The organism is Citrobacter sp. KTE151 (assembly GCF_000398845.1).
GTDB classification, from domain to species: Bacteria; Pseudomonadota; Gammaproteobacteria; order Enterobacterales; family Enterobacteriaceae; genus Citrobacter; species Citrobacter braakii.
Genome location: NZ_KB976066.1, coordinates 424,565 through 440,618, shown reverse-complemented (window position 1 = coordinate 440,618; position 16,054 = coordinate 424,565). Strand labels below are relative to the sequence as shown.

At 52.8% G+C, this 16,054-nt stretch carries 15 protein-coding genes, 1 pseudogene and 1 other annotated feature; of the genes and pseudogenes, 10 read left to right on the top strand and 6 right to left on the bottom strand.

Annotation, left to right across the window (positions count from 1 at the left end):
- Positions 1 to 63 precede the first annotated feature (63 nt).
- From yidC to rpmH, 4 genes are read right to left on the bottom strand one after another with little or no spacing between them, the layout of a single operon-like run.
- Positions 64 to 1,710, bottom strand: coding sequence for a membrane protein insertase YidC (gene yidC, locus WC7_RS02270; RefSeq protein ID WP_016155070.1), 1,647 nt, complete (start codon positions 1,708 to 1,710; stop codon positions 64 to 66).
- A gap of 2 nt (positions 1,711 to 1,712) precedes the next feature.
- Positions 1,713 to 1,970, bottom strand: a complete 258-nt coding sequence (gene yidD, locus WC7_RS26150; RefSeq protein WP_003023846.1) for a membrane protein insertion efficiency factor YidD — start codon at positions 1,968 to 1,970, stop codon at positions 1,713 to 1,715.
- Positions 1,934 to 2,293: a ribonuclease P protein component gene (rnpA, locus tag WC7_RS02275; RefSeq protein ID WP_003844432.1), complete on the bottom strand. Its 360-nt coding sequence runs from the start codon at positions 2,291 to 2,293 to the stop codon at positions 1,934 to 1,936. Before rnpA ends, yidD begins: the two co-directional genes overlap by 37 nt.
- A 17-nt stretch (positions 2,294 to 2,310) precedes the next feature.
- Positions 2,311 to 2,451: a 50S ribosomal protein L34 gene (rpmH, locus tag WC7_RS02280; protein WP_003023858.1), complete on the bottom strand. Its 141-nt coding sequence runs from the start codon at positions 2,449 to 2,451 to the stop codon at positions 2,311 to 2,313.
- 606 nt (positions 2,452 to 3,057) lie between these two features.
- Here rpmH and dnaA point away from each other — a divergent pair.
- The 5 genes from dnaA to yidA all read left to right on the top strand — a co-directional run bounded on the left by dnaA (position 3,058) and on the right by yidA (position 10,025).
- A complete protein-coding gene (gene dnaA / locus WC7_RS02285; RefSeq protein WP_016155069.1) occupies positions 3,058 to 4,461 on the top strand; it encodes a chromosomal replication initiator protein DnaA in 1,404 nt (467 codons plus the stop codon).
- 4 nt (positions 4,462 to 4,465) lie between these two features.
- The gene (gene dnaN / locus WC7_RS02290; RefSeq protein WP_016155068.1) at positions 4,466 to 5,566 is read left to right on the top strand and encodes a DNA polymerase III subunit beta; all 1,101 of its coding nucleotides are present in this window, start codon (positions 4,466 to 4,468) and stop codon (positions 5,564 to 5,566) included.
- Positions 5,566 to 6,639 (top strand): DNA replication/repair protein RecF, encoded by a 1,074-nt coding sequence (gene recF, locus WC7_RS02295; protein WP_016155067.1) that lies wholly within the window; start codon positions 5,566 to 5,568, stop codon positions 6,637 to 6,639. The genes dnaN and recF overlap by 1 nt, the downstream gene beginning before the upstream one ends.
- A gap of 28 nt (positions 6,640 to 6,667) precedes the next feature.
- Positions 6,668 to 9,082, top strand: coding sequence for a DNA topoisomerase (ATP-hydrolyzing) subunit B (gene gyrB, locus WC7_RS02300; RefSeq protein ID WP_016155066.1), 2,415 nt, complete (start codon positions 6,668 to 6,670; stop codon positions 9,080 to 9,082).
- A 130-nt stretch (positions 9,083 to 9,212) separates the two neighbouring features.
- Positions 9,213 to 10,025: a sugar-phosphatase gene (gene yidA, locus WC7_RS02305; RefSeq protein WP_016155065.1), complete on the top strand. Its 813-nt coding sequence runs from the start codon at positions 9,213 to 9,215 to the stop codon at positions 10,023 to 10,025.
- 4 nt (positions 10,026 to 10,029) lie between these two features.
- On the opposite strand, the gene cbrA is transcribed toward yidA, so the two are convergent.
- Positions 10,030 to 11,148, bottom strand: a complete 1,119-nt coding sequence (cbrA, locus tag WC7_RS02310) for a colicin M resistance lipid reductase CbrA (RefSeq protein ID WP_016155064.1) — start codon at positions 11,146 to 11,148, stop codon at positions 10,030 to 10,032.
- Positions 11,149 to 11,247: 99 nt separating this feature from the next.
- Here cbrA and WC7_RS02315 point away from each other — a divergent pair, with 99 nt between their 5' ends.
- Positions 11,248 to 12,474, top strand: coding sequence for a YidR family protein (locus tag WC7_RS02315; protein ID WP_016155063.1), 1,227 nt, complete (start codon positions 11,248 to 11,250; stop codon positions 12,472 to 12,474).
- 1 nt (position 12,475) lies between these two features.
- Here WC7_RS02315 and WC7_RS02320 read toward each other — a convergent pair whose 3' ends face one another.
- On the bottom strand, positions 12,476 to 12,811 hold the full coding sequence (locus tag WC7_RS02320) for a YceK/YidQ family lipoprotein (protein ID WP_016155062.1): 336 nt from the start codon (positions 12,809 to 12,811) through the stop codon (positions 12,476 to 12,478).
- Positions 12,812 to 13,047: 236 nt separating this feature from the next.
- Positions 13,048 to 13,120: a sequence feature (ROSE (Repression Of Heat Shock gene Expression) occurs in the 5'-region of heat shock genes and acts as an RNA thermometer to modulate expression.), on the top strand.
- On the opposite strand from WC7_RS02320, the gene ibpA reads away from it, so the two are divergent.
- The 4 genes and pseudogenes from ibpA (at position 13,114) to WC7_RS02335 (ending at position 15,990) form a co-directional block, all read left to right on the top strand.
- On the top strand, positions 13,114 to 13,527 hold the full coding sequence (ibpA, locus tag WC7_RS02325) for a small heat shock chaperone IbpA (protein WP_003023882.1): 414 nt from the start codon (positions 13,114 to 13,116) through the stop codon (positions 13,525 to 13,527). (Overlaps the previous feature by 7 nt.)
- 92 nt (positions 13,528 to 13,619) lie before the next feature.
- Positions 13,620 to 14,048, top strand: a complete 429-nt coding sequence (ibpB, locus tag WC7_RS02330) for a small heat shock chaperone IbpB (RefSeq protein WP_003827096.1) — start codon at positions 13,620 to 13,622, stop codon at positions 14,046 to 14,048.
- Between the two features lie 68 nt (positions 14,049 to 14,116).
- Positions 14,117 to 14,218, top strand: a pseudogene (locus WC7_RS27380) (DNA damage-inducible protein D); the annotation flags it as partial.
- Positions 14,219 to 14,328: 110 nt separating this feature from the next.
- Complete coding sequence (locus WC7_RS02335; protein ID WP_016155061.1) at positions 14,329 to 15,990, top strand: putative transporter; 1,662 nt, start codon at positions 14,329 to 14,331, stop codon at positions 15,988 to 15,990.
- The last annotated feature ends 64 nt before the right edge of the window (positions 15,991 to 16,054 follow it).

The window sequence follows — 16,054 nt, the reverse complement described above, 5'->3', positions numbered from 1 at the left end:
CTCGAAATAATTCAAGTGCAGGAAGGCGGCAAGCAAATTCAGCCAACGCCCCTGCGACTAGTATCAGGAGTTTTTCTTCTCGCGGCTATGCAGGCCACGTTTCTCCAGACCACGGTAAATCAGCTGCTGCTGAATAATGGTTACCAGGTTGCTGACGATATAGTACAGCACCAGACCTGATGGGAACCACAGGAAGAACACGGTGAAGATGACCGGCATGAAGGTCATGATCTTCTGCTGCATCGGGTCGGTCACGGTGGTCGGAGACATCTTCTGAATGAAGAACATCGTCACGCCCATCAGGATCGGCAGGATGTAGTACGGGTCCTGTGCAGACAGGTCATGGATCCACAGAGCGAACGGCGCATGACGCAGTTCAATGGAGCCCATCAGCATGTAGTACAACGCCAGGAAGATTGGCATCTGGATGATCAGCGGGAAGCAGCCGCCCAGCGGGTTAACCTTCTCAGCTTTGTACAGGGCCATCATTTCCTGGCTCTGACGCTGTTTGTCATCGCCCAGACGCTCACGCATAGCCTGAATCTTCGGCTGCAGCATACGCATCTTCGCCATGGAGGTGTACTGCGCTTTAGTCAGCGGGTACATGATGCCACGAACGATAAAGGTGATAACGATGATGGAGAAGCCCCAGTTACCCAGGAAGCTATGGATCCACTTCAGCAGTTTGAACAGCGGCTGAGAGATGAACCACAACCAGCCGTAATCCACGGTCAGATCCAGGTGCGGTGCAACTGCCGCCATTTTATCCTGAATTTCCGGGCCGACCCACAGGGTGCTGGTCATCGCGCCAGTCTGGCCAGGCTGAACCAGTACCGGCTGTGATTTATAGCCGATAGCGGCAATGCCGTTACCCAGGTTAGCGGTATAGAAGTTGTTGGTGCCGTCGTTACGCGGAACCCATGCCGTTGCGAAATACTGTTGCAGCATTGCGACCCAGCCGTCTTTAGCATTGACGTTCAGGTTTTCGTTTTCAGCAATGGTGTCGAATTTGTATTTCTCATACTTCTCATCCGGCGTGGAGTACGCCGCGCCACGGAAGGTATGCAGCGCAAAGTTGCTGCTACCGGTGTCGCGATGAGATGGCAGATTGATGGATTGCTTCAGCTGACCAAAGGTGGAGACTTCCAGCGGTTTTTCGCCGGCGTTCTGCACGCTGTAGTTAACGTTGACAGCATATTCACCGCGCTTGAGTACAAACGTTTTAGTGAATGTGTTACCCGCTGCGTCAGTATAGATCATCGGGATCTGCAGTTCGTTCTGACCGTCAGCCAGTACAAACGCGTCTTTTTCGACGTTGTACAGCGGACGCGGGCCGTTAGCCGGGTTATCCGGGCCGTCACGACCTGTCAGGCCACTCTGTGCCTGGTAGATGAACTGTGGCGTGGTTTCCAGTAACTGGAACGGTTCGGTAGAACCGAGTTCTTTCGGGTAAGCTGGCAGTGAAGCCTGTTCCACATCACCACCACGGGTGTTGATGGTCAGATCAAGCACGTCAGTTTTAACCGTAATCAGTTTCCCCTGGCCACTGGCCGGTACGCCCTGGTCTGCGGCGCTACCCGCTGCGGTGGTCGTTGTCTGCGTGGTCTGTTGGGCCTGAGGTTGCGGGTTTTTATCCTGCTCCCAGGCTTGCCAGATCATGAAAGACACGAACAGCAAAGCGATGACTAAAAGATTGCGTTGCGAATCCATCGTTAGTGTTCTCTGGTATCAAATGGTCCGGGCGGGACGGGATCGTCACCACCAGGGTGTAAAGGGTGGCATTTTAATACGCGTTTCACCGTCAACCAACTGCCTTTTATCACTCCAAACCTGCGCAATGCCTCAATTCCGTAGCTCGAACAGGTTGGAGTGAAACGGCAATGCGGCCCAAGCAGCGGACTGATCAGGCGTTGATAGACCCGAATAAGGGCTATCAGGACCCGCGAGCCAGGCGACAATGGCGACGCCATAATTTTTCCAACGCTTCCGAGAGAGCACGGTTATCGAGGTCAGCAACCCCTTTTTTCGCCACCACCACGAAATCCATTGCTGGAAGTTCGTGCTGACGTAAACGAAAGCTTTCACGTGTCAGACGTTTAATCCGATTGCGTTCATGCGCGCGTTTAACGTTTTTCTTGGCGACGGTAAGACCGATACGGGGATGCCCCAGCGAATTCAGGCGGCCGAGGATGGTGATTTGCGGCGTGCCAGCCCGTTGTGGCTGCTGGAAGACGAATGTGAAATGAGTGGGAGTTAACAAACGTAACTCCCTGGGAAATGCGAGCTTAACCACTCAGGGGCTAGCTTTTATTACTTAGAAACGGTCAGACGAGAACGGCCTTTAGCACGACGACGTGCCAGAACCTGACGACCATTTTTATTAGCCATACGAGCACGGAAGCCGTGAGAACGGTTGCGCTTCAGTACAGACGGTTGAAAAGTGCGTTTCATGGCGATTTCTACCTAAACTTGAATAAATTCACTGACTTTTGCGTATACCCGAACGAATTTCGAACGACTTACGCCACAGTGTGGGTGATTAAAGAGGCCGGATTGTAATAATTGTACACTCCGGAGTCAATTCTCTTTCCTTATTTCCCGCTTTTTTCCGCATGGTTTCGCGTATAAAACAGGCAGCGTTGACGCCGTAAGGCGACCGTTACTCGCTGGGGGTAAGAATTATACGGGCTGGCGGATAAAGCGCAAGGATCGCTCGGGATCTTTATTAGATCGTTTAAGCAGTAAAGCATCTTTACTCATTAATTTTTTCAATATGCGCGCTAAAACCTGCAGCACTTCTCCAGGATCGTTTACACTTAGCCGATTCTGGATCATCCTGTGGATAAATCGGGAAGAATCTGTGAGAAACAGAAGATCTCTTTCTCAGTTTACGCTATGATCCGCGGTCCTGATCGTTTCAATGGATCCTGATCGGGTAAAAATTGCAGATAGCAATTCGCACGTCACCCTTTGCATAGGGTCTTGTCGATGTGCGTCAACAATCATGAATGTTTCAGCCTTTGTCATTTATCGACTTTTGTTCGAGTGGAGTCCGCCGTGTCACTTTCGCTTTGGCAGCAGTGTCTTGCCCGATTGCAGGATGAGTTACCAGCCACAGAGTTCAGTATGTGGATACGCCCGTTGCAGGCGGAACTGAGCGATAACACGCTGGCTTTGTATGCGCCAAACCGTTTCGTGCTTGATTGGGTAAGGGATAAATACCTTAATAATATTAATGGATTACTCAATAACTTCTGTGGTGCGGATGCCCCGCAGCTGCGCTTTGAAGTCGGTACTAAACCCGTCACGCAAACGCTGAAAACGCCGGTGAACAACGTTGTTGCACCCGCTTACGTGGCTCAGCAAGTGCAACCGCAACGTGCCGCTCCGGCGGCGCGCTCAGGCTGGGATAACGTCCCGGCACCGGCAGAACCTACCTATCGTTCTAACGTCAACGTCAAACACACGTTTGATAACTTCGTTGAAGGTAAATCTAACCAACTGGCGCGCGCGGCGGCACGGCAGGTGGCGGACAATCCTGGCGGCGCCTACAATCCGTTATTCCTTTATGGCGGTACGGGTCTGGGTAAAACCCACCTTCTGCACGCTGTCGGTAACGGTATTATGGCGCGTAAGCCAAACGCGAAAGTGGTGTATATGCACTCCGAACGTTTTGTGCAGGACATGGTTAAGGCCCTGCAAAACAACGCGATCGAAGAGTTTAAACGCTACTACCGTTCCGTGGATGCGCTGCTGATTGACGATATCCAATTCTTCGCGAATAAAGAACGATCGCAGGAAGAGTTTTTCCACACCTTTAACGCCCTGCTGGAAGGCAATCAGCAGATCATCCTGACTTCGGATCGCTATCCGAAAGAGATCAACGGCGTTGAAGATCGTCTGAAATCCCGCTTCGGCTGGGGACTGACTGTTGCGATCGAGCCGCCTGAGCTGGAAACGCGCGTCGCGATCCTGATGAAAAAAGCCGACGAAAACGACATTCGTCTGCCGGGTGAAGTGGCGTTCTTTATTGCCAAGCGTCTACGCTCTAACGTACGTGAGCTGGAAGGCGCACTGAACCGTGTGATCGCCAACGCTAATTTTACCGGCCGGGCGATTACCATCGATTTCGTGCGCGAAGCGTTGCGCGATCTGCTGGCTTTGCAGGAAAAGCTGGTCACCATCGACAATATTCAGAAGACGGTGGCGGAGTATTACAAAATCAAAATTGCGGATCTGCTTTCTAAGCGTCGATCTCGCTCGGTAGCTCGTCCGCGCCAGATGGCGATGGCGCTGGCAAAAGAGCTCACTAACCACAGTCTGCCGGAAATTGGCGACGCGTTTGGTGGGCGTGACCATACTACCGTGCTTCATGCCTGTCGCAAGATTGAGCAGTTGCGTGAAGAAAGCCATGATATTAAAGAAGATTTCTCCAATTTAATCAGAACATTATCTTCGTGACGCTATGAAATTTACCGTTGAACGTGAACATTTATTAAAACCGCTTCAGCAGGTCAGCGGCCCGCTGGGTGGACGTCCTACACTGCCTATTCTCGGAAATCTGCTGCTGCAGGTTGCTGACGGTGCGCTTTCTCTGACCGGTACCGATCTCGAAATGGAGATGGTGGCGCGCGTGGCGCTGATCCAGCCTCATGAACCTGGTGCGACCACCGTTCCGGCGCGTAAATTCTTCGATATTTGCCGTGGGTTGCCGGAAGGCGCGGAAATTGCCGTTCAACTGGAAGGCGATCGCATGCTGGTGCGTTCTGGCCGCAGCCGTTTCTCGCTGTCTACGCTGCCTGCCGCCGACTTCCCGAATCTGGACGACTGGCAGAGCGAAGTCGAATTCACGCTGCCGCAGGCCACGATGAAGCGCCTGATTGAAGCCACGCAGTTTTCGATGGCGCATCAGGACGTGCGTTACTACTTAAACGGCATGCTGTTTGAAACCGAAGGGGAAGAGCTGCGTACCGTGGCGACCGACGGTCACCGCCTGGCGGTCTGTTCAATGCCTGTCGGTCAGCAGTTACCCAGCCATTCGGTGATCGTTCCGCGTAAAGGCGTGATTGAACTGATGCGTATGCTCGACGGCGGCGACAACCCGCTGCGCGTGCAGATTGGCAGCAACAACATTCGTGCGCACGTGGGTGACTTCATCTTTACCTCCAAGCTGGTTGATGGCCGTTTCCCGGATTATCGCCGCGTATTGCCGAAGAATCCGGACAAACATCTGGAAGCCGGTTGCGATATCCTCAAACAGGCATTTGCTCGTGCGGCGATCCTCTCTAACGAGAAATTCCGCGGCGTGCGTCTGTATGTCAGTGAAAACCAGCTGAAAATTACCGCCAACAACCCGGAGCAGGAAGAAGCGGAAGAAATTCTGGATGTCTCCTATCCTGGCACTGAACTGGAAATCGGTTTTAACGTTAGCTACGTACTGGACGTACTGAACGCGCTGAAGTGCGAGAACGTTCGTATTCTGCTGACCGATTCCGTATCGAGCGTACAGATTGAAGATGCTGCCAGCCAGAGCGCGGCTTATGTTGTTATGCCAATGAGACTGTAATGTCGCTCACCCGTCTGTTGATCCGCGACTTTCGCAATATCGAAAGCGCGGATCTCGCTTTATCCCCTGGCTTTAACTTCCTGGTTGGCGCGAACGGCAGCGGCAAAACCAGCGTGCTGGAAGCCATCTATACGCTCGGCCACGGTCGGGCGTTTCGCAGTTTGCAGATTGGCCGCGTAATTCGCCACGAGCAGGAGTCGTTTGTTTTACACGGGCGTTTGCAGGGGGAAGAGCGTGAGACATCGATTGGCCTGACGAAAGACAAACTGGGCGACAGCAAAGTGCGCATTGACGGCACTGACGGGCACAAGGTCGCGGAACTGGCGCACCTGATGCCGATGCAGCTGATCACGCCAGAGGGGTTTACTTTACTCAATGGCGGCCCCAAATACAGAAGAGCATTCCTTGACTGGGGATGCTTTCACAACGAAGCCGGATTTTTCACCGCCTGGAGCAATCTGAAGCGACTGCTCAAGCAGCGCAACGCAGCCCTGCGCCAGGTGAGTCGTTATGAGCAACTGCGTCCGTGGGATAAAGAACTGATCCCGCTGGCGGAACAAATCAGCACCTGGCGCGCGGAGTACAGCGCCGGTATCGCGCAGGATATGGCGGATACCTGTCAGCAGTTTCTACCCGAGTTTTCTCTCTCCTTCTCATTCCAGCGCGGCTGGGAGAAAGAGACCGATTATGCCGAAGTGCTGGAACGCAGTTTTGAACGCGATCGCATGTTGACCTACACCGCGCACGGTCCGCACAAAGCGGATTTTCGCATTCGCGCTGACGGTGCGCCGGTGGAAGACACGTTGTCGCGTGGGCAGCTAAAGCTGCTGATGTGCGCCTTACGTCTGGCGCAAGGGGAGTTCCTCACCCGCGAAAGTGGGCGGCGGTGTCTCTACCTGATAGATGATTTTGCCTCTGAACTTGATGATGCCCGTCGTGGGCTGTTAGCCAGCCGCTTAAAAGCGACGCAATCTCAGGTCTTTGTCAGCGCAATCAGCGCTGAACACGTTCTGGACATGTCGGACAAAAATTCGAAGATGTTCACCGTGGAAAAGGGTAAAATAACGGATTAACCCAAGTTTAAATGAGCGAGAAACGTTGATGTCGAATTCTTATGACTCCTCCAGTATCAAAGTCCTGAAAGGACTGGATGCGGTGCGTAAGCGCCCGGGTATGTATATCGGCGACACGGATGACGGCACCGGTCTGCACCACATGGTATTCGAGGTGGTAGATAACGCTATCGACGAAGCGCTCGCGGGTCACTGTAAAGATATCGTTGTAACGATTCACGCTGACAACTCCGTGTCCGTTACCGATGATGGCCGTGGTATCCCAACCGGTATTCACCCGGAAGAGGGCGTTTCGGCGGCGGAAGTTATCATGACCGTTCTGCACGCAGGCGGTAAATTCGATGATAACTCCTATAAAGTTTCCGGTGGTCTGCACGGCGTAGGTGTGTCCGTAGTAAACGCCCTGTCACAGAAACTGGAGCTGGTGATTCGTCGTGAAGGCAAAGTGCATCAGCAAACTTACGTGCACGGTGTGCCGCAGGCGCCGCTGGCGGTAACCGGCGAAACAGAAGCGACGGGTACTCAGGTACGTTTCTGGCCAAGCCACGAAACCTTTACCAACGTCGTTGAGTTTGAATACGAGATTCTGGCTAAGCGTCTGCGCGAGCTGTCGTTCCTGAACTCCGGCGTCTCTATCCGTCTGCGCGACAAGCGCGATGGTAAAGAAGACCATTTCCACTACGAAGGCGGCATCAAGGCGTTTGTTGAATACCTCAACAAAAACAAAACGCCGATCCACCCGAATATCTTCTACTTCTCCACCGAAAAAGACGGTATCGGCGTTGAAGTTGCGCTGCAGTGGAACGATGGTTTCCAGGAAAACATCTACTGCTTCACCAACAACATTCCGCAGCGTGACGGCGGTACTCACCTTGCAGGCTTCCGTGCGGCGATGACCCGTACCCTGAACGCCTACATGGACAAAGAAGGCTACAGCAAAAAAGCCAAAGTCAGCGCCACCGGTGATGATGCCCGTGAAGGCTTGATTGCCGTTGTTTCCGTGAAAGTACCGGATCCGAAGTTCTCCTCACAGACCAAAGACAAGCTGGTCTCCTCTGAGGTGAAATCGGCGGTAGAACAGCAGATGAACGAACTGCTGAGCGAATACCTGCTGGAAAACCCGTCTGACGCGAAAATCGTCGTTGGCAAAATTATTGATGCTGCACGTGCCCGTGAAGCGGCACGTCGCGCGCGTGAAATGACCCGTCGTAAAGGCGCGCTGGACTTAGCGGGTCTGCCGGGCAAGCTGGCGGACTGTCAGGAACGCGACCCGGCGCTGTCCGAACTGTACCTTGTGGAAGGGGACTCCGCGGGCGGTTCTGCGAAGCAGGGCCGTAACCGTAAAAACCAGGCGATTCTGCCGCTGAAGGGTAAAATCCTCAACGTCGAGAAAGCGCGCTTTGATAAAATGCTCTCTTCTCAGGAAGTGGCGACGCTGATCACCGCGCTCGGCTGTGGCATTGGTCGTGACGAGTACAACCCGGACAAACTGCGTTATCACAGCATCATCATCATGACCGATGCGGACGTCGACGGCTCGCATATTCGTACTCTGCTGTTGACCTTCTTCTATCGTCAGATGCCGGAAATCGTGGAACGCGGCCACGTTTACATTGCACAGCCACCGCTGTACAAAGTGAAAAAAGGCAAGCAGGAACAGTACATTAAAGATGACGAAGCGATGGATCAGTACCAAATTTCTATCGCTCTGGATGGCGCAACGCTACACACTAATGCCAGCGCACCTGCTCTTTCAGGTGAGTCGTTAGAAAAACTGGTTTCTGAATACAACGCGACGCAGAAAATGATTGGCCGTATGGAACGTCGTTACCCGAAAGCGCTGCTGAAAGAACTGGTTTATCAACCGACGCTGCCGGAAGCTGATTTGGCGAACGAGCAGACCGTTACCCGCTGGGTTAATACGCTGATTACCGAGCTGAACGAAAAAGAACAGCACGGCAGCCTGTGGAAGTTTGATATCCACCACAACGCAGAGCAGAACCTGTTTGAGCCGATTGTGCGCGTCCGTACTCACGGTGTGGATACCGACTATATTCTGGACCACGAGTTTGTGACCGGTGGCGAATACCGTCGTATTTGTACGCTCGGTGAGAAGCTGCGCGGGCTGATCGAAGACGATGCGTTTATCGAACGTGGCGAGCGCCGCCAGCCGGTTGCCAGCTTTGAGCAGGCGCTGGAATGGCTGCAGAAAGAGTCACGTCGCGGCCTCGCTATCCAGCGTTATAAAGGTCTGGGCGAGATGAACCCGGATCAGTTGTGGGAAACCACCATGGATCCGGAAAGCCGTCGTATGCTGCGCGTTACCGTGAAGGATGCGATTGCCGCCGACCAGCTGTTCACTACGCTGATGGGCGATGCCGTTGAACCGCGTCGCGCGTTTATCGAAGAAAACGCCCTGAAAGCGGCGAACATCGATATCTAACTTGCACCCAGGTCTACAACCGTCCTGCAAAAGGGGAATCTCGATTCCCCTTTCTATCCCCCTTTTCGTAGCTGTTTTTTGAGCGGAATCGCGTTAGCATGAGGACGGACTCATTTAATCCGGGGAACTCATGGCTATCAAACTTATTGCTATCGACATGGATGGCACACTTCTGCTGCCCGATCACACCATTTCACCCGCGGTCAAAACGGCGATTGCCGCAGCGCGCGCGCGTGGCGTAAATGTGGTGCTGACCACGGGGCGCCCGTATGCCGGCGTCCACAGCTATCTGAAAGAATTGCATATGGAAGAACCCGGTGACTACTGCATTACCTACAATGGTGCGCTAGTGCAGAAAGCAGGGGATGGCAGTACTGTCGCGCAAACCGCGCTGAGCTATGATGATTATCGTTATCTGGAGCAGCTCTCCCGGGACGTTGGCTCGCATTTCCACGCACTCGATCGCAACACCCTGTATACCGCGAACCGTGATATCAGCTACTACACGGTACATGAATCGTTTGTTGCGACGATTCCGCTGGTGTTCTGTGAAGCCGAGAAAATGGATCCCGCAACCCAGTTCCTGAAAGTGATGATGATTGACGAGCCGGAGATCCTCGATAAAGCTATCTCGCGCATACCTGCGGAAGTAAAAGAGAAGTACACCGTGCTGAAAAGTGCACCGTATTTCCTCGAAATCCTCGATAAACGCGTCAATAAAGGGACTGGCGTGAAATCGCTGGCCGATGCGTTGGGTATAAAAGCCGAAGAGGTGATGGCGATTGGCGATCAGGAAAACGACATCGCGATGATTGAATACGCAGGCGTGGGCGTTGCCATGGACAACGCTATTGGGTCAGTCAAAGAAATCGCCAACTTTGTGACGAAATCTAACCTTGAAGATGGCGTCGCGTATGCCATTGAGAAGTTTGCGCTGAAATAAGATGTTATGGGCAAATGCCTTGGCGCATTTGCCCTGTTTCAGCAATTATTTGTGATACTGAGTGGTCACCTTGAGGAATATGCGCCACGCCGCTGCGCATTATCCATTTGCGGGAAAACGCCGACGTCAGGGCCCGACTTTTCAGGATTTTGCCAAACAGTTTGAGACGTAACTTGCGGGTGGCTTTGCGGTAAGCGTGATTCATATCTGGTGCATCCCGCAACAATACAGATTTGAGTGCCTCCGCGCTGTCCAGCGCATAGCTAATCCCCTCCAGTGAGCTGGCGCTGATAAAACCGGCCGCTTCGCCAATCAAAAATGCGTTGTCCTTGCCACAGACGAAGTCTTTCCAGCGTGAAGGAAACAGCACCGTACATTTTTCACTTTTCACCGGTTTGCCGAACTGAAATTGGAACGCTTCCATCTTCGCTTTCAGCGCGTCAAAGCGCGCCTGACCGTCCTTCATCGAGTAGGCACCGCCAAAGATAAAATAGCCATCTTTGCTGATACTCCAGGAATAACAGTCGGTTGCGTCGTTATCAAAAATGCAGGAATAGAACGGGACGGGATGCTTTTCCGCAAACCATTGTTGAATAGCAACATATTTACGGATCTGGTGCCGGGGATAGAGATGACGGCGTACCAGTGAGTTCGCGCCGTCGGCTCCCACCAGATAACGCGCGGTGATCTGCTGCTCCCAACCGTCGGCGCGGAAGATAACATGCCATTTATCGCCCTCGCGCCAGATTTTCCGACACAGGCTGTCGTGGTACACCTGTACATCATCAGGAATGAGAGATTTAAGCCATAAATCAAAAGCATGGCGGTTGATATTAATGTAGCTGCGCTGATAGTTACGCGTCAAAGAGGCTGCAACATCAACCGTTTTAACGCTAAATATTTGTGGGTTAGCGATGACATCAACGGGTAAGGTTATCCCGTCGCGGATAAACGAACGCTGGGCATCCGGGGCTAACAGACCGCCGCAGGGTTTGGTGAAACCTTCGTTGCCACACTGGTGTTTTTTATCCAACGCGATCACACGCATTTTTCCACTCAACTGCCGCGCCAGCGCTGCGCCTGCCGGGCCTAACCCGATAATGGCTACGTCAAAATGTTCCATCTTTCTGTCCGCAAAAATGAAGATGGCGATACGCTAAAGCCTGAAAGTGAAGTGCTTGTGAAGTATGATTGCTGAAATCGTCTTGTATCAGGGCATTCCATGAAGCAAATCACCTTTACGCCGCGTAATCATCAGCTTACCAATATCAATACCTGGACACCGGACAGCCAGTGGCTGGTCTTTGATGTGCGCCCTTCCAGTGCCTCTTTTACCGGCGACACAATTGAGCGCGTCAATATTCATACTGGCGAGCTGGAGGTGATTTATCGGGCCATGCAGGGATCGCACGTTGGCGTGGTGACCGTTCATCCAAAGTTGGAAAAATATGTGTTTATTCATGGGCCTGAAAATCCTGATGAAACATGGCATTACGACTTCCATCATCGGCGTGGGGTGATAGCTACGCAGGCAAAAGTGGAGAATCTGGATGCGATGGATATTACCGCCCCATATACGCCGGGCGCGCTGCGCGGCGGGAGTCATGTGCATGTATTTAGCCCGAGCGGCGAGTTTATCAGTTTCACCTATAACGACCATGTGCTGCATGAGCGCTCACCGGCGCTGGATCTACGCAATGTTGGTGTGGCAGCGCCCTATGGTCCGGTGACGGTCTCCGCGCAGCATCCCCGTGAGTACAGCGGGAGCCATTGGTGCGTGCTGGTAACCCAGACGACACCCACGCCTAAACCGGGTAGCGATGAGATTAACCGCGCCTATGAAGAGGGCTGGGTAGGGGAAAACAGACTGGCGTTTATCGGTGATACGTTATCAGTCACGGGCGAGAAAGTGCCGGAGTTATTTATTGTTGATTTACCACAGGATGAAAGCGGCTGGAAACAGCCGGGCGACGCTCCGCTGGAGGGCACTGAGGCGACAATGCCTGCGCCGCCATTCGGTATTTATCAACGCCGTCTGACGTTTACTCATGCGCGCGCCTTTCCCGGTCTGGTAAATCAGCCGCGCCATTGGGTGCGCAGTAATCCAAAGGCATCTGAGATTGCGTTTTTAATGCGTGATGACGTCGGCATTGTGCAACTGTGGCTGATTTCCCCACAAGGAGGAGAACCGCGTCAGCTTACCCGCTGCGCCACGGATGTTCAGTCAGCATTCAACTGGCATCCGTCAGGGAAATGGCTGGGGTTTGTACTGGATAACAAAATTGCTTGTTGTGATGCTCAGACGGGAGAGGTTGATTTTCTAACGGACCGTCACGGCAACCCACCATCGGGCGATGCGATCATCTTCTCTCCTGATGGTCGACAGGTTGCGTGGATGGAAGACGTCGAGGGTTTCCGCCAGATGTGGGTAACAGAGACTGGGCGTTAACTTAAGGAGCAGGCATTTCAGCCGGAGGGATAACGGCGTTCGCGGCCTGCGTTCTCTCCTCGCTTTTTTCTACACGGGATCTCACCGAGTTATCTTTGCGAAAGAGATCCCACGGAAGTAATACTGTATCCAGTACTGCGGTAAACGGCATATCCAGAATCGCCAGTGACTTGGTTCCCCAGTTTGTATCACTTTCGCTAATCATTGTGGCGCTGGCGCGCGTGCCAGGATACGTCCCTTCTTTGCCTCCGGTATGCGACATAATGCTGGAACAGCCGCTCACAAACGCCATCCCGCTGCACATTGTCAGTGTTACCAACATTTTTTTAATCATCATTTTTTTCATCTGTATTTATTGTGTTTGCATGGTGAGTTAAAGCGATCCGTTGCGAAAATAACATCACCATTTCGTCACACTGTGGCGGCTATCGCGATTTAACGATAACAACTGCTCCCACCAGTGTAAGCAATAGACAACAAACTGCAAAAAAAGTCAGATGAATACGCTTGAAAAGTTTGTATTAAGACCCATTTTTAGAGTGTAGACAAACGAAGGGCATGCCTGATGGGTGTCCTGGCTACCTGACCTGTCCATGATGGAAGGTCTATTTTTCTCGCTGATTTCAGGAGCTATTGATTATGCGTAACTTTGATTTATCCCCGCTGTACCGTTCTGCTATTGGTTTTGATCGCCTGTTTAACCTGCTGGAAAACAATCAGGGCCAGAGCAATGGCGGCTACCCTCCGTATAACGTTGAGCTGGTAGACGAAAACCATTACCGAATTGCGATTGCCGTTGCTGGTTTTGCTGAAAGCGAACTGGAAATTACTGCCCAGGACAATCTGCTGGTGGTGAAAGGTGCCCATGCGGACGATCAAAAAGAACGTACTTACCTGTATCAGGGGATTGCCGAGCGCAACTTCGAACGTAAGTTCCAGTTAGCGGAGAACATTCATGTTCGCGGCGCGAACCTGGTGAATGGTCTGCTGTATATCGATCTCGAACGCGTGATTCCCGAGGCGAATAAGCCGCGCCGCATCGAAATCAACTAATTCTGTGGGCCGCTTCAGGCGGCCCTGCTAAGCAATCGGCTTGCCGTCAGGGAGCCAAAAGGTACTTACTCGCTTCTTAGAAGGAGATTATTATGCGTAACTACGATTTATCCCCACTGCTGCGTCAATGGATCGGTTTTGACAAACTGGCCAATGCCTTGCAAAACACGGGCGAAAGCCAGAGCTTCCCGCCTTATAACATCGAAAAGAGCGATGATAACCACTACCGCATTACCCTTGCGTTAGCCGGTTTCCGCCAGGAAGATCTGGATATTCAACTGGAAGGCACACGCCTGACCGTGAAAGGTACGCCGCAGCAGCCGGAAAAAGAGACCAAATGGTTGCATCAGGGGCTGGTCACTCAGCCGTTCAGCCTGAGCTTTACGCTGGCTGAAAATATGGAAGTCTCCGGCGCAAGCTTCACTAACGGCTTGCTGCATATCGATTTGACCCGGAATGAACCTGAAACCATCGCTCCACAACGTATCGCCATCAGCGAACGTCCCGCATTAGACAGTTAAATAGCTCCATGCCTTTGCCCCGCCAGAAATGACGGGGCTTTTTTGTGCCTCAGCCCACATGAAACTATGATCTGGAGGGCAGGATGCCGGAAGCGCTGCCATTGCCAGAAAAAAGCATTCAGCAATTTCAAATCGACGTGAAGAAAAACAGTAAAGAACGCCCTTCTTAAGCGCTCCTGGGCGCTCTGTAGCATGATAATGTGCGCCACTCTGCATTCATGCCTGAACGGTTCAGTCATAATCTTCGTTAAATAAAATGTTATTCACAGGGAACAGGAAAATGAGTGATATAGCATTGACGGTCAGCGTTCTGGCAATGGTGGCAGTTGTCGGATTATGGATCGGCAACATAAAAATACGTGGTGTTGGTTTTGGCATCGGAGGCGTGCTGTTCGGCGGTATTATTGTCGGGCATTTTGTCGATCAGGCAGGGATGACCCTGAGCGGCGACATGCTGCATTTTATTCAGGAATTTGGCCTGATTCTTTTCGTCTACACCATCGGTATTCAGGTGGGGCCGGGCTTTTTTGCGTCACTGCGCGTTTCGGGCCTGCGGCTGAATCTGTTTGCCGTGCTGATTGTTATCATGGGTGGCCTGGTCACCGCGATCCTGCATAAGATTTTTGCCATTCCCCTTCCCGTGGTGCTGGGCATTTTTTCCGGTGCGGTCACCAATACTCCGGCGTTAGGCGCGGGGCAGCAGATTCTGCGCGATCTGGGTACTCCTGTTGATGTGGTGGATCAGATGGGGATGAGCTATGCCATGGCTTATCCTTTTGGTATCTGCGGTATTTTGCTCACTATGTGGCTGATGCGCCTAATTTTTCGCGTTAACGTCGATGCCGAAGCCCATCAGCATGAATCCACGCTGACCAACGGACACGCGCTGATTCAGACGATGAATATCCGTGTGGAAAACCCGAACCTTAACAATATGGCGATTCAGGATGTCCCAATCCTGAACAGCGACAAAATCATCTGCTCACGTTTAAAACGTGAAGAAACATTGATGGTGCCGTCGCCGGGGACGATTATTCAGATGGGCGACCTGCTACACCTGGTTGGTCAGCCTGCTGATCTGCACAATGCGCAGGTGGTGATTGGGCAGGAGGTGGACACATCGCTGTCGACGCGAGGCACCGATTTACGCGTTGAGCGCGTGGTGGTGACCAACGAACAGGTGCTGGGGAAACGAATCCGCGACCTGCATTTCAAAGAACGTTACGACGTGGTTATCTCCCGTCTGAACCGTGCGGGGGTTGAGTTGGTAGCCAGCAGCGACGCCAGCCTGCAGTTTGGCGACATCCTCAATCTGGTCGGTCGACCTTCCTCGATTGATGCTGTTGCCAATGTGGTGGGTAACGCCCAGCAAAAACTGCAGCAGGTGCAGATGCTGCCGGTATTTATCGGGATCGGGCTGGGTGTTCTGCTGGGTTCAATCCCGCTGTTCATTCCTGGGTTCCCGGTGGCGCTAAAACTGGGGTTGGCCGGTGGGCCGCTGATTATGGCGTTGATCCTGGGGCGTATTGGCAGCATTGGTAAGCTGTATTGGTTTATGCCCCCCAGCGCTAACCTGGCGCTGCGAGAGTTGGGTATCGTGCTGTTTCTCGCAGTGGTTGGTCTGAAGTCAGGCGGTGATTTTGTTCATACCCTGACGCAGGGGGATGGCCTGAGCTGGGTGGGTTACGGTATTTTCATCACCGCGATTCCGCTGATTACCGTGGGGCTGCTGGCGAGGATTTTCGTCAAAATGAACTACCTCACGCTGTGCGGCATGCTGGCTGGCTCAATGACCGATCCGCCTGCACTGGCATTTGCTAACAACCTGCATGCCACCAGCGGGGCGGCGGCGCTTTCGTATGCGACCGTTTATCCGCTGGTGATGTTCCTGCGAATTATCACGCCGCAACTGCTGGCGGTGATTTTTTGGGGGATGGGTTAAAGAGCGAGTATCCGGCCTGCATCACCTGTAGGCCGGGTAAGATGAACGTCGCCATCTGGCATGC

Excerpts from the sequence above, each read along its gene's own strand:
- yidA (WP_016155065.1), top strand. The coding sequence starts at position 9,213 with ATGGCTATCAAACTTATTGCTATCGACATGGATGGCACACTTCTGCTG.
- recF (WP_016155067.1), top strand. The coding sequence starts at position 5,566 with ATGTCGCTCACCCGTCTGTTGATCCGCGACTTTCGCAATATCGAAAGC.
- gyrB (WP_016155066.1), top strand. The coding sequence starts at position 6,668 with ATGTCGAATTCTTATGACTCCTCCAGTATCAAAGTCCTGAAAGGACTG.
- WC7_RS02315 (WP_016155063.1), top strand. The coding sequence starts at position 11,248 with ATGAAGCAAATCACCTTTACGCCGCGTAATCATCAGCTTACCAATATC.
- yidD (WP_003023846.1), bottom strand. The coding sequence starts at position 1,970 with ATGGCGTCGCCATTGTCGCCTGGCTCGCGGGTCCTGATAGCCCTTATT.
- yidC (WP_016155070.1), bottom strand. The coding sequence starts at position 1,710 with ATGGATTCGCAACGCAATCTTTTAGTCATCGCTTTGCTGTTCGTGTCT.
- dnaN (WP_016155068.1), top strand. The coding sequence starts at position 4,466 with ATGAAATTTACCGTTGAACGTGAACATTTATTAAAACCGCTTCAGCAG.
- cbrA (WP_016155064.1), bottom strand. The coding sequence starts at position 11,148 with ATGGAACATTTTGACGTAGCCATTATCGGGTTAGGCCCGGCAGGCGCA.
- rpmH (WP_003023858.1), bottom strand. The coding sequence starts at position 2,451 with ATGAAACGCACTTTTCAACCGTCTGTACTGAAGCGCAACCGTTCTCAC.
- ibpB (WP_003827096.1), top strand. The coding sequence starts at position 13,620 with ATGCGTAACTACGATTTATCCCCACTGCTGCGTCAATGGATCGGTTTT.
- WC7_RS02320 (WP_016155062.1), bottom strand. The coding sequence starts at position 12,811 with ATGATGATTAAAAAAATGTTGGTAACACTGACAATGTGCAGCGGGATG.
- ibpA (WP_003023882.1), top strand. The coding sequence starts at position 13,114 with ATGCGTAACTTTGATTTATCCCCGCTGTACCGTTCTGCTATTGGTTTT.
- WC7_RS02335 (WP_016155061.1), top strand. The coding sequence starts at position 14,329 with ATGAGTGATATAGCATTGACGGTCAGCGTTCTGGCAATGGTGGCAGTT.